Source organism: Brachybacterium equifaecis, assembly GCF_023509525.1.
Taxonomy (GTDB): Bacteria; Actinomycetota; Actinomycetes; order Actinomycetales; family Dermabacteraceae; genus Brachybacterium; species Brachybacterium equifaecis.
In genome coordinates, this window is the sequence record NZ_JAKNCJ010000001.1 from 530,305 (window position 1) to 542,947 (window position 12,643).

The window sequence follows — 12,643 nt, forward strand, 5'->3', positions numbered from 1 at the left end:
GTTCTCCCTTACTGATCACGAGCTTGAGGGCTCGCCTGGTTCAATCGTGGTAGTAGTGAGACGACCTTGCGCCCGTCGCTCGTTTTCTGCGCCGTTTGAGAGTCCAAGGCTTCCTCGGATGGAAGCGGAGTCCTTGCCGTCACCGTTCGGAAGAGCTCGGTCGGCACACGGCACTGTTCGACGAGATCGTGTTCGACAACGCCCTCTTGTCTGAGGAGCTCGATAGAGCGTGGCAGAAGGGAGGGGTGCTCTATTGTCGTGATGAGGCCGGGCTCACTGCGTCGCCATCCTCGTGACGACAGCGTCATCATCGCGTTGCGGTAGGAAACATCGTTCAGTCGACCAAGTCGACGTGCCCTGAAGAGAAGGGCCTGGATGCTCACGCCCCAGTGCTCTTTAAGTTTACCGAGGGCTACCCACGCAGCCCGGTTCATCGCCGACGGTAGTTCGTCTGCAATCTCCGCAGCTGGCATGAGGAGTTCTGATGCGAAGCGGTGTGCCTGTTCCTCGACAATGCGGCCGCCTGGTTCGGCGTCTGCGTGCATGACGAGGTGTCCAAGTTCGTGGGCGACATCGAAGCGCTGCCGATAGTAGTCTCGCTTAACGGGGTTCAACACCACGACCGGCCGCAGCCTGCTGTCGAAGGAATATGCGTCAACTGAAGCAGCTTGCTCAGGACTGAAAACAACGAGCACCCCGTGATTTTCTAGGGCGCGAACAAGGTGTCCAACGGAGCCAGCGTCCATACCCCATGCGCTTCTCAGCTCTCGGGCCGCCTCTTCCGGTGAATCATTGTCAAGTTCGTCAGTGTTTACTGGCGAGCTTGGAATATCTATCCCCGGGAACTCGACGTGGCGCTCAATCGATTCGGAAATGTCGAGAGCCACCTGTCCGTAGGCGAATGCCTGATCTCGTGCAAGTTGGCTAGTTGATCTCAGCGAGCGGAAATGCGGCAGTGCGCTGACTTTCGCGATGTCGTTCGGTCGCGCAGCGAAGAATCCGGGGTTTACAGATAGGCCGAGCGCAAGCTGAGCCACGGTGGCCGCCGTTGGGCGCTTGGCTCCAGTTTCCCATGCGGATACGGCGGTCGGGCTCTTATTGACTAATGATGCAAGCTGGCTCTTACGAAGACCGGCTAGATTACGTGCCAGGGTTAGGCGTGCGCCATCAAAGAAGACGGCGGCCGAGGCCGTGCGATCGGTATCGCTCACTCTCAGGCGTCCTTCCGGAGATCGTGGTGTTCGGCCGCGGGACGGCGCAGACGGACGGGAGCGTCAGGTGCATCCTCAGGACCTGTCGGCGCAGGCTTAGTCGGGCGGAGTCGACCACCGTCATCCGGCGGCAGCTGCAGTAGGTCGTGGCGCCAATACCAGGCCGAACCGCCCCCGGCGTTCAAGCGGGGCTGACCGATCGTCAACTCGCGGTTGCCATGGTCAGCTTCCAGTGAGTGAGCTACAACGAGGGTGCGCAGATCGAGTTGGGGTTCGGACACCGCAGTGGCGAGTCCAGCCTGTTCGTCTGCCGTGAAGTGGTCAAACAGCGTGGGCTGATCGGCGTACGTGCTGGGTTGCTGTGCGACTCGCTGCTTGGTCGGGCTCTTTTGGGGCCACGAAAGCCCGTCAAGCTTGCCGAACGGTGCGGAGGCGAGAAGCCAGCGGACTCCACCGTGCGCCCAGCCAGGGCTACCACTCAAGTTCGCCCGTGACACCAAGGTCGGATCGATGTCGGGAAGCGTCGCGATGTCGCGATCGGACAACTCAGCATGAAGCACATCTAGGCTCAGCTCGCCGTCGATGTTCTCAGGTACGGAATAGTTTCCGCAGGAGAAGACACGGTCAAGCCGGTCCCGGAGTAGCGTGAAACGGCTCACGCCGACCCACGTCGCATCATGGCCGGCCGCCGCGGAGTAGTCCGTAAGTACGCGCTCGGTCGCCGAGAGGTAAGCCCAGCGGATCGCCCCGAGTACACCAGTGTCGTTCAGCTCCGCAATCAGCTCATCTCGATCGATCATGTAACGAGTCTACACCCATAGGCAGTAAGCTTGGCCCCAGACTGAACCAGAGGCGTGTCTGACGGGCCGCACTAGCACCGCGCTGCCCTGCGAACCCGTGCGTGGCGGCTGGACCCGCCCCGTCGTTATCGCCGTCGACGCTCGCTGGCGAGAGTGTGGGGCAGAGCCTCCTGAGTAGCGTTTCGGCGCAGTTGCCGACGTCGGTCCGCGTGTGGGTTGCGGGGTGTCCTGGCCTACCTGCTCTCTAGCGATGAGAGGAGAGCGTGATGGATGGGCTCAGTGCGCTGGGGTTCAACGAACGGTACGGGCGCGTCGTTCTGGCGTCCCTGGTGGACCCTGGTGAGCCACTGACGGGTTGGGTGGTCTCGCAGGTCGGCGCGGCAGAGGCCGTGCGAGCGTTGACCGGTGATGGTCCGGCGCCGGCGCTGAACAGAGTCGAGGCGGACCTGTGGCGGGCGAAACGGAACCCGAACGTCGATGCCCGCACCGTGCAGGCCACGATGGTCGCCGCCGAGCGGCACGGGTACACCACGCTGATCCCCGGCGATCCGAACTATCCGACCTCGCTGGAAGACTTGGGCGAACGGGCACCGCTGGTGCTGTGGGCCAAGGGCGCGGAGTCGCTGCTGGGAACCCACGTCGGTGAACGGGCCACGATCACCGGGGCACGAGCCTCGACCGCCTACGGCGAACAGGTCGCCAGCGAAGTGGCCGCCGAGCTGGCACGTAACGAGATGGTCGTGGTCTCCGGTGGGGCGTACGGGATCGACGCTGCGGCGCACCGTGCGGCTCTCGCGGAGGGCGGTCACACGATCGCTGTGATGGCCGGCGGCGCCGACCGGCTCTATCCTCGCGGCAACGCCGACATGCTCGACCGCATCGGTGACGTGGGCCTGCGCATCAGCGAAGCGCCCCTGGGAGCACCGCCCTCGCGGACCCGGTTCCTGGCGCGGGCACGGATCGAAGCGGCGCTCTCGGGTTCCACAACGATCGTGGAGGCCGGCGCCCGCTCGGGCTCGCTGGTGACGGCCGAGCAGGCACGCCGCCTGGGCCGCCCTGTCGGCGCGGTGCCCGGCCCGGTGACCTCGGCGGCGAGCACGGGCACGAATCTGCTGCTGCGTGATGGCACAGCACGGGCGGTGACGAACGCACGCGATGTCACCACCCTACTGGACCGTGCCCCTACACAGAACAGGGAGTCAGCCGGCCTTGCCGGCCCTGATTCGTTTCGACATGCTCGCGGAAGCATCGAACGCGGCCATCACGGCCATGAGCTGTAGCTGGCTGGCCGACGCCACCGGTTGATCGCACAGATACAGCGTGATTCCCGCCGCCTCGAACTCGTCCACGAGCGCCCGGACGGCAGGGTAATGGCGACCCAGCCGGGCGAGGTTGATAGTGACGAGCACGTCGAACTCACCAGCTCGGGCACGGTCGAGCACCCGTTCCATCTCCGTCCGATCCCTTCCGACGTCGTAGACGATGTCGAGGACGGTGTATCCCTTCTCTCCGGCATGCCGGAGACATAGGGCCTGCTGGTACTCGCGGTGCTTGCGGTTCACGCTGGCGTTGGAGGTGTAGATGAGCGCTCGCATCAGGCCACCCCCGCCAGGTCCGCATCGGAGGTCTGAGCATGCTCGGGTGCTGGGGCGTGCTGCCTGCGGTTGCCGCGTTCGGCCAGGCGGGCACGCAGCAGCCAGGCGATGCCCAGCGGGCCGAGCCAGAGCATCTTGAACCCGTTCCAGATCGCCAGCAGCACGAGCAGATGCAGCCAGCCGGGGCCGCCGGTGTCGATGAGGTGGACGAACCAGACAGCGAGCAGGAAGTACGGGCCGGCCAGCAGCATTGCTGCCGGTCCCCACTTGTGGCCGCGCCGGGTACGGATGGCGTCGGCGAGGATGTTGGTGGGCATGTAGCAACGCAGGAAAAACCGGATGCGGATGCTGGCTGCGGCTATCAGCCGGAACATGATGGGCTCCTCTCAATCGCACGTTCGATGAACGAGACGGTGCGTTGAGAAAGGGCCCGGTGAGGGCCGACCGCGAACGGCCGAGTGAGCGAAATGAAACCCGCCTCTGCTGCCAGGATACGCCCGAACGGCGTGGACCGGAAGACGCCCGTGACCTCTACTCGCTGGCCTATAGGCCGAGGTCGCGGCCTTGCCGCTGGGCGACAGCGCGGTCCTGCTCGGGGCGGCCGGGCTTGGCTGTGAGGCGGCGCAGCGCGGTCTCGGCGCGGGCTCGATCGACCTTCTGCGCGTCGTTCTGCGCCGGTGGCCCAAGCGGGCTGGTGTCGGTGATCTGGTAGCGATCGCGGTAGGCGGCGACCACGCGGGCACTGGATCGCCACCGTCTCGCCGCCTTCTCCTCATCCGGTGTGGGGCCGAGTTTCCGGGTCCAGGGCTGCTTGTCGGTCAGGGCGGTGTCGAGGACGGCTGATGCTCGCTGCTCGATGAGCCGGTGGCGTTCATCGAGAGCCTGGCGCATCTGATCGGTCATCGGGCCATCGGCGCGGGCGATGAGACCAGCGATCAGCCGTGGGGCCACGCGAGCGCGGGCCGAGCCGGCCGTCTGGGCGGTGGCGCGGGCGAGCCGGTAGTGCAGCACCTTGGCGATGTCCTCGGCATCGTCGAACCCGCGAGCAGCCACCAGACGCGGAAACAGCCGGTCGATGTCGTGGTGGTTGGCCTCGGCCCGCCGGAGCTCGGCGGTCAGCGCACCGAAGGCATCGGAGACCAGCACCGAGTCGGCCTGTTCGTCATCGAGGCCGCTGTCACGGATGAGGGCGGCCCAGCGGTCCTTCTGCGCGGCGGCAGCGACGGTTTCGTATTCGGCTGCCAGTTGCGCGATCGAGCCCCAATGGTCCTGCTCGGCGGTGATCGTCTCGTGGGCGGACAGCTCGGCGCCGGAGTGCTGCACGACCCCGTAGAGCACGCTGCGCGAGCTCGCGTCGGGGTTGTCCGAGGGGTGGGGTTCGGTGTGGTCGTCGTCGGCGCGGTCGAGGATCACATAGGCCTGGTTGGACTGAGCGCCGCGGGTCATCGCGACGTAGAAGTTCTCCCGCGTGGTAGCAGGCTCGACCAGCACATGGGCGGTATCGACGGTCAGGCCCTGGGCGCGGTGGGCGGTGACGGCGTAGCCGAGGTCGACGTGCTCGGCGACATAGGAGGCTGGGAGCACGATGCTGCCGCCGGCCCGTTTACCGGGCTGGCGGATGGTGACCGATCCGTCCTCGCGCACGTCGGTGACCTTCCACCTGGCTCCGTTGCGGACCCAGTCCTTGCCGTTGCGTAGCCGGCGGTCGTTACGGCGGGTGATGATCAGGTCACCGACCCCGGCGCTGGTGCCATCGGTGAGGGTGACCTCGCGGCTGGGACTGATGGTGCCGTCCAGGATCAGGTCGGCGCGGGCACGAGCGTTGAGACTGATGACATCCTCGCGGGTCTCGGCGATCAGCAGCGAGGAGAGGCCTTGGTCGCGGTCGGCCCGCCAGGCCGCATACGCCGCGTCGATCATCGGCTCGGAGTCGCCGCCGGTGACCCGGCCGTGGTCGAGATAGGTGTCGATGACGTCGGTGCGTCCGTGGCGCAGGTCCAGTGAGGCGGTCTTCTCCCACTCGTGAGTGAAACGGTGGATGTCGACGAGCTCAGGAGCGTCGTCGCGCTCATGCACGAGCAGTCCGTAGGCGCCGCCGGCATCCACGGATTGGAGTTGGGCGTAGTCGCCGACCAGCAGCACTTTCGCCCCGGCCCGTTCGGCGACGTGGGTGAGCCGGTCCAGTGAGAGGGTGCCGGCCAGGGATGCCTCGTCGATGATCACCAGCTGCCCGGCATCGAAGGTCGTGCCGTGCATCAGGTGGTTCTGCCACCACTTCGCGGTGTTCTCGGTTGCGATGCCGAGGTCATCGGCCAGGGCCTGCGCGGCGACCGCCGAGGGCGCCAGCCCGATCACCGACCCGGTGCCGTGCTCGGCCTCCCACGCTCGGCGCAGCGCCGACATGGCGGTGGTCTTGCCCGCACCGGCCGGGCCGACCAGCAGATCGAGCATCCGCCCGGACACGGCGATCTGTTCGAGCGCGGCCGCTTGATCCGGCCCGAGCCGTCGACCGTAGGCGTCGGGCTTGGCGATGGTCTTCTCCACCGTCGCCAGTGGCACAGTGGGCGCTGACCGATCGCGGGTGCGGGCAAGGAGCCGGTCTTCGGCTTCGAGGAGCTGGGTCGAGGAGTAGACGGTGGAGTGTCGGGGACGAAACACCGAGGACCCGTCGTCACGTTGGAAGGCGACCGGGCTGGTCGCCAGCTCCGGCGGAGTCAGGCGCAGCGATCCCTGCTCGGCGGCATCGGCGATCATCGCGACGATCGCCTCGCGGTCCTCGGGCGAGGCGAACCGCCAGCCCATGGTCTGCCTGCTCGCCTCGGCGTGTAGGTTCCACCGGCGCCACGTCGCCCGCTTCTCACTCACCGTGGCCACCACCTCGCCTGCGAGCTCGGCCACCGTGTCCAGCGGGATGTCATCGGCCCGTAGCAGCATCGCCGCCGGGTTGTCGGTGACCGTGCGGGACCACTCGGTCGCGTCTGTGCCCAGCAGGCCGGTGGCGCGGGTGCGCCAGTCAGCGGTGAGGTCCGCCAGCGAGCGGACCTCTTTCTCGGGCCGGGTCGCCAGCGTGGCCTGTGCTCTGAGCTTGACGATCGTCCTGGCCGAGGGGCGGCGGCCGTGCTCGCTGACGAACGCCTCGATGAGCCGGTCGGTCTCGGCGTCGATGTCGCGTGAGCGGGTCGAGAACGCCTCGATCAACGACTCCGGCACACCGGCAATCTCCCATGCCGGGTTCCGGTCACGTCCCCGGTCGCGGGCCTCCCACTCGATCCCGAAACTGCGGGTGAGCCGGTCGGCCAGGATCGCGTTGTAGTGCTCGGATAGCGCGACCACAGCCGCGTGCATCGGCCGGCCATCGAGCGAGCGCCATCGGTCATCGAGCACCGTCTGGACCTTGTTCGACACGACCACATGCGTATGGAGCTGCGGGTCGCCGCCGCGGCTGTCGTAGTGATCGAACCCTGTGGCCAGCAGTCCCTTGACGTCGACCTGGGCGACCGCTCCGTCTCCGGCGGTCGTGCCGGTGCGGGTCGCGGCGACCTCGCGCTCCATCAGATCGAGCACATCGCCGATCGCCTCGTGGTGGGCTTGGGCGATGAGCGCCTGCGTACCGGCATCAGAGATACCCCACAGAACCGAGACAGACTTCGGCACCGAGAACGTGTAGTCGAACCCAGCCACCGGCCGGCGGACACGGCGGCTGCCTTCCTCGGTCTCGATCTCGGCGATCGCTGCATCCCGCGTCCCGAAATCCCACTCCTCTGGCAACGCATCGACTCGCGCCCTCACCCGCTCAGCCAGCGGCCGATAGGCCGGGAACGCCCGCCCCAACGGGTCTCCCGTCAGCGGGTCACGGCCCATCCCGATCAGCAGCTGCAACTGCGCCTCGGAGACCTGATCACCCGTCGCGAGCTGCCCGTCACCCAGGCCAGCGAGCCCGGACCCCAGCCATTGACCCGGCGGAGTTCCCTCCTCCGTGTAATACCTCGTCAACGGGGTCGACAGGCTCCGGTCACCATCGGCAGCCGCGATCGTGCGCAGCAGGTACCTATACCCGTCGCCCGCACTCATCACCCGCATCGAGACCGTCACGCCGACCAGGTGAACCAGGCACTCCGCACGACCTCGCCGCCGACTGTCGGTGGCGAGGTCGCCACCCCAACATGCGAGATGGCCATCGACACGGCTGTCTCGTGAGCGGTGAAGTGACGTGCATGTTGGTGGACGTGTTGCAGGTGACAGGGCTCCTTCGCGCTCTGGTGGTCGAGACGCCGATCGCGGGCGACGACGGTGCAACACGGTTCCCGCTGGGAGGTTTCGGCATCGAGTGGTCGGGAAGCAACCTGATTGCATTCCGCGCCCGCCATCGAGGCCGTAGTCCGCAACCCCATCGACGCGCAACTGGCCTCGCGGCTCGACGCCGGTGAGACCGTCCTGGTTGCAGGGCTCCTGCGACTGCTCAAAGCCAACGACACCGCATCGCGTCTCGACAGCGGTCTGGTCCTCGCACACGTCGAAATGGATGTACGGATCATCGGGGCGCCACTGCGATGAAGAAGGTCGACGATCACGAGCGGTGGTCACCTCGCGGTCCCGGCGACGAGGTGCTACTGGATGCCGAGTACCACGTCGATGACGACATCGGCCGACCAGCGGTACTGCGTCTGATCCCGCCATGGCCAGGCAGGGAGCAGGCTCATCTGTACGTTGAGGCCGAGACGGCTACCGGGGAAGTCTCCTTACTCATCGCCTGCTCCCCTGTCAGAGCTCGCGCTGTGGTGTGCCAGCACTACAGCAGCCAGGTTCATCGCCACCGGCGGCACCGACGACTTCACCGCCACCCTCGACGACCTCTGAACCGAAGTAGCGATAGCACTTTCGGAAGGTCAGCTTTGCATGCGGCTGGGCGTTCCCCCGCGATCTGCAAGAGGTGTGATCGCTCGGAACGGGAGCTTGGAACGATGAGCGACGACAGGCTCAAGTGGTGCCTCTCGACGGTCGGCAGACAGTTCAGGTGAACAGACGATGAGGGTGCTGATAGCTGGCCTTCTGATGGGTGAGGGCGAGCGAGCACCTGGCAGGTGACCTGCCTGACGAAGGACCCAGAACGGGGTTCGGAATCGGGCTCACCGACCCGCCGGAGCGCTCATGCACGACACACCTTCCAGCGATGATCGCCCGCCACGGATCGGGTCGCTGTTCAGCGGATATGGCGGCCTCGACCTCGCCGTCGAACACGCTACCGGCGGCCAAACGATCTGGTTCTCCGAGGTAGACACTCCTGTCGCTCGCGTCTTCACTCATCACTGGCCGGAAGCTCCCAATCTCGGTGACATTGCGGCCGTGGACTGGACCGCCGTTCCTGCAGTCGACGTGCTGATCGGAGGGTTCCCCTGTCAGGACGTCTCGACCGTCGGCAAGGGCGCGGGCCTCGCGCCCGGTACCCGCTCTGGTCTCTGGTCGTACATGGTCTCGGCCATCGAGGCGCTGCAACCCCGGCTCGTAGTAATCGAGAACGTGCGTGGCCTGCTCTCCGCAACCGCAACCAGACCCCAGAGACAAGGAGCAACCCGTGCCCGCAATCACGATGATGCAACCTCCGCACACGCAACCCCTCGCGACGTGGAACCCCGACCTCGGGTGCTGGGAGACGAGCCAGCTCGACCTCTTCGGGCACTCGGAGCCGTACTCGGCGATCTGGCCGACCTCCGGTATGACGCGCAATGGATCGGCCTACCCGAATCCCTGGCCGGCGCACCACACCACAGGTTCCGAGTCTTCATCACCGCACACCCCCAGAACCTTGTTTCGCACTCCGCTGGCTTCGGACTACTCCCGAGGCGGGGAAACGCTGGATCAAGTACGAGCCCGGCGGGGAACGATCGCCCTGTCTCACCAGGTCATCGACTTCGCCCTGCACGGACCGGATGGCTCACCGACCAACAGGAACGACTCGGAGACACTGTTCAACCTGATCGAGACCGTGTTCGCCGATGGGGACGTTACGCCGAGGCCATCGCACGATGGGAGCACATCACCGGACACGCCGCCCCTGCCCCCGCAGTTCTGAACGAGGACAGAGGGCCACGTCCGTCGCCGAAGTTCGTGGAATGGCTTATGGGTCTGCCAGCCGGATGGATCACCGATCCGATGGGTGAACTGACTGCAAATCAGCAGAAGACCGCCTTGGGTAACGGGGTCCTGCCACTTCAAGCGCTCGTTGCACTGCGCAGTCTTGCATTACGTATGCAACCACGCTGAGTCGGGCGACCATCAACTGCCGCGCAACGGTCGGCGGAGTTCGGGAACAGTTCGACGGCCGAGCCTCAGATAATGCCTTCGAGGCGTTGCTCGATCTGCGGCTTCGGCATCGCCCCGATGATCTCGCGCACGATCTCACCCTTGTCGAAGACCTTCATCGCAGGGATCGAACTGATGTTGTAGCGCGAGGCGATGTCGGGATTCTCGTCGACATTGAGCTTGGCGATGAGGAGCTTTCCATCCTGCTCGGCCGAAATCTGGTCCAGGACCGGCGCGATCGCACGGCACGGGCCGCACCAGGCCGCCCAGAAGTCCACGAGAACGGGAACCTCGCTCTGGAGCACAACCTCATCGAAGGTCTGGGTGTCGACGGTGATGACTTCGCTCATGGGACTGCTTTCCTTCCTGTTACACGTCGCGTGCGATAGACCGCACGCACACCACAACGCCCTACCCTGTGGGGGTATTCCCGTGGTGCTGGTTTCAGACCAGTCGCATCGTGGTCAGGCAGGTTTGCGCATCGTCGCCGACGGTCGAAAGTTCGGAGGTGGCGGTCTGGCCGTCGTGGGTGATCGAGATCGATGTCTCGATGCCTCGGGGCAGCCAGATCCCGACGAAGCCGTTGTCGAGGGTTCTCAACTCCTCGTCAACGATCGTCTCGCCGGTCGTCGCATCCGTCACCGTTACGGCCACGTCTGCGTTGCGCAGCTCACCCAGGCATCCGGTCGGGCTGTGGTAGTAGCAATCATGGGTCTGCGACCGATACGGGGCGACGGATACGTAGATCTCGTCACTGGGCAACCGCACCTCTGCCGTGCGTTCGTGCTGATCGGTGAGCGTGACCGTCTCCGCAGTGATCGACGTGGTCAAGGTCTCCGTGCGATCGTCCAGCGGGATCGCATCGAGCGTTTCGATCAGCTCCCGCACGTCGAGGCCGTCGAGGCCATTCTCGGCAAGGATCTCGGCTCCGCTGGCCGAGGTGACTGAGGGTGAGTCGTTGGCGGCCGTGCATCCGGTGAGCAGGAAAGCGCCGACCACGACGGTGATTGCAGCGGTTTTCTTCCCGCCGTACTTCGGGAATGACCTGAGGTTCTTCATGGGATTCCTTGTCGTGTCTGCCCGCGGTGCCAATTGGCCATAGTACCCCATAGGGGTAGTGCCTACCTGCGTGATGCGGAAGCGCCCCCGCCCGGTACGAGCCCGGGAGGGGGCGCTGCGTTCAGTCGTGCTTGCTGACTTCCGGTTCATGTTCGGCAATGTGCTCGGTCTCGATCTGGAAGGTCGAGTGATGGACGGAGACCTCGAAGTGTCCTGCGACGCAGTCTTTGATCTCTTGGAGCGTCTGGGCGGCATGACCGTCGGTGAAGCACTCGTCGTCGACGACGACGTGGGCGGTCAGGGTCGGTAGGCCGGTCGCCACAGTGGAGGCGTGCAGATCGTGGACATCCTGGACGTGGTTGAGTTCGAGGATGTGTGAGCGGACTTTGTCGAGGTCGAGGCCCTTAGGAGTGAACTCCATGAGGACGCTAGTGGTCTCGCGCATCAGCTTGAACGCGCGAGGCACGATCAGTGTGGCGATGAGCAGTCCGGCGATGGCATCGGCCTGCATGAACCCGGTCGTGGCGATGACGATCGCCGCGATGATCACTCCGAGCGAGCCGAGAGCGTCGTTGAGGACTTCGAGGAACGCGGCGCGCATGTTGAAGTTCGAACCGCGGCTGGAGGCGAGGATGGTGATGGCGATGATGTTCGCGACCAGGCCGATGATGCCGAAGATCAGCAGTTCGCTTGCGGGCACCTCCGGCGGCTCGAACAGTCGCCGGATGCCTTCGATGGCGGCGTACGTGCCCACCACCAGCAGCAGTGCCGACTGTCCGAGGGCTGCGATCACCTCGATACGCCGGAACCCCCAGGTGCGCTTGGAGTTGGCGGGCTTGAGCATCAGCGTCGCGGCGATCAGTGCGACCAGCAGGCCGGAGGCATCGGTGATGGCGTGGGCGGTGTCGGTCAGCAGCGCGAGGCTGCCGGTGATGACCGAGCCGATGGCCTGGGCGACGACGATCGTCGCGGTGATCGAGAATGCGATCCAGAGTTTCTTGCGGAAATCTCCGGGGTGCCCGGTCTCGCTAGCGGCGGGGCCGTGATTGTGTCCTGCGCCCATGTCTACTTCTTCTCCGTATCTGTCGCGTGGTGGATATGTGGGAGTCGCAGGTGCGTGCAGAGCAGGGCCTGCGTGCCGGTGGCATCGAGGAGGGATTCGGCAGCGGCGATGAGGGTACGCAGGAGCTCGGGCTGTGTCAGCGAGTACCAGGTGGAGCGCCCTTCCGGGCGCATCGTCGCCAGGCCGCACTCGACCAGGAAGCCGACATGTTTGCTCACCGTGGACTGGGCCAGGCCCATGTGCTCGACCAGATCGCGGACCCGGTGCTCACCCGAGGCGAGGTGCTGCACGATCGCCAACCTCGTCGGTTCCGCAAATGCCTGGAACAGGTGGGCGTACGCTGCCGTCGCCACCTCGTCGAGGGTTGCCCCCTCCTGTTGAATCATCGTCATAGGACGATCATATCGCTCTAGGGCGATATTGTCGAGTGTGATCTGTCGCTCGACGCGGAATGAAGCTCAGAGGTCCCGGCGCGCCCGAGGGTGGACTACCGGCCTCCTGCGACGCGTGTCCTATTGGACTCAGCGGAAAGTGGAGGTGCCTACGGGACTCGAACCCGTGTAAACGGTTTTGCAGACCGCTGCCTATCCTCTCGGCCAAGGCACCAAGTCGCCG

At 65.6% G+C, this 12,643-nt stretch carries 12 protein-coding genes, 1 tRNA gene and 1 pseudogene; 4 read left to right on the forward strand and 10 right to left on the reverse strand.

All coding sequences use genetic code 11. The features are described 5' to 3' along the window. Positions 1–8 precede the first annotated feature (8 nt). Both Bequi_RS02405 and Bequi_RS02410 read right to left on the reverse strand, forming a co-directional pair. A complete protein-coding gene (locus tag Bequi_RS02405) occupies positions 9–1,211 on the reverse strand; it encodes an XRE family transcriptional regulator (protein WP_165357936.1) in 1,203 nt (400 codons plus the stop codon). 2 nt (positions 1,212–1,213) lie between these two features. Next, positions 1,214–2,011 (reverse strand): hypothetical protein, encoded by a 798-nt coding sequence (locus Bequi_RS02410; RefSeq protein WP_084451538.1) that lies wholly within the window; start codon positions 2,009–2,011, stop codon positions 1,214–1,216. A 266-nt stretch (positions 2,012–2,277) separates the two neighbouring features. Here Bequi_RS02410 and Bequi_RS02415 point away from each other — a divergent pair, with 266 nt between their 5' ends. Further along, positions 2,278–3,291, forward strand: coding sequence for a DNA-processing protein DprA (locus tag Bequi_RS02415; RefSeq protein ID WP_075866887.1), 1,014 nt, complete (start codon positions 2,278–2,280; stop codon positions 3,289–3,291). Here the strand turns inward: Bequi_RS02415 and Bequi_RS02420 are convergent. From Bequi_RS02420 to mobF, 3 genes are all read right to left on the reverse strand, one after another. Next, a complete protein-coding gene (locus tag Bequi_RS02420; RefSeq protein ID WP_075866888.1) occupies positions 3,211–3,606 on the reverse strand; it encodes a recombinase family protein in 396 nt (131 codons plus the stop codon). The two genes, Bequi_RS02415 and Bequi_RS02420, sit on opposite strands and share 81 nt — an antisense overlap. Next, positions 3,606–3,980, reverse strand: coding sequence for a hypothetical protein (locus Bequi_RS02425; protein ID WP_075866889.1), 375 nt, complete (start codon positions 3,978–3,980; stop codon positions 3,606–3,608). Before Bequi_RS02425 ends, Bequi_RS02420 begins: the two co-directional genes overlap by 1 nt. Before the next feature lie 169 nt (positions 3,981–4,149). Beyond that, entirely contained in the window at positions 4,150–7,686 is a 3,537-nt protein-coding gene (gene mobF / locus Bequi_RS02430) for a MobF family relaxase (protein WP_084451581.1), read from the reverse strand. Between the two features lie 267 nt (positions 7,687–7,953). On the opposite strand from mobF, the gene Bequi_RS02435 reads away from it, so the two are divergent. From Bequi_RS02435 to Bequi_RS14340, 3 genes and pseudogenes are all read left to right on the forward strand, one after another. Then, entirely contained in the window at positions 7,954–8,160 is a 207-nt protein-coding gene (locus Bequi_RS02435) for a hypothetical protein (protein ID WP_129666707.1), read from the forward strand. 594 nt (positions 8,161–8,754) lie between these two features. Continuing rightward, a pseudogene (locus Bequi_RS14335) lies at positions 8,755–9,135 on the forward strand (DNA cytosine methyltransferase); the annotation flags it as partial. 43 nt (positions 9,136–9,178) lie between these two features. Next, positions 9,179–9,676, forward strand: coding sequence for a hypothetical protein (locus Bequi_RS14340; RefSeq protein ID WP_240730252.1), 498 nt, complete (start codon positions 9,179–9,181; stop codon positions 9,674–9,676). A gap of 256 nt (positions 9,677–9,932) precedes the next feature. Here Bequi_RS14340 and trxA read toward each other — a convergent pair whose 3' ends face one another. From trxA to Bequi_RS02470, 5 genes are all read right to left on the reverse strand, one after another. Then, complete coding sequence (gene trxA / locus Bequi_RS02450; RefSeq protein WP_084451534.1) at positions 9,933–10,256, reverse strand: thioredoxin; 324 nt, start codon at positions 10,254–10,256, stop codon at positions 9,933–9,935. Positions 10,257–10,350: 94 nt separating this feature from the next. Next, the gene (locus Bequi_RS02455) at positions 10,351–10,965 is read right to left on the reverse strand and encodes a CueP family metal-binding protein (RefSeq protein ID WP_075866891.1); all 615 of its coding nucleotides are present in this window, start codon (positions 10,963–10,965) and stop codon (positions 10,351–10,353) included. 121 nt (positions 10,966–11,086) lie between these two features. Beyond that, positions 11,087–12,028 carry a cation diffusion facilitator family transporter gene (locus Bequi_RS02460; RefSeq protein ID WP_084451532.1) on the reverse strand — a complete coding sequence of 314 codons (942 nt, stop codon included), beginning with the start codon at positions 12,026–12,028 and terminating at the stop codon, positions 11,087–11,089. Between the two features lie 2 nt (positions 12,029–12,030). Further along, entirely contained in the window at positions 12,031–12,414 is a 384-nt protein-coding gene (locus tag Bequi_RS02465) for an ArsR/SmtB family transcription factor (RefSeq protein WP_249736402.1), read from the reverse strand. Positions 12,415–12,560: 146 nt separating this feature from the next. Further along, positions 12,561–12,634 (reverse strand) — tRNA-Cys (locus tag Bequi_RS02470). Positions 12,635–12,643 lie beyond the last annotated feature (9 nt).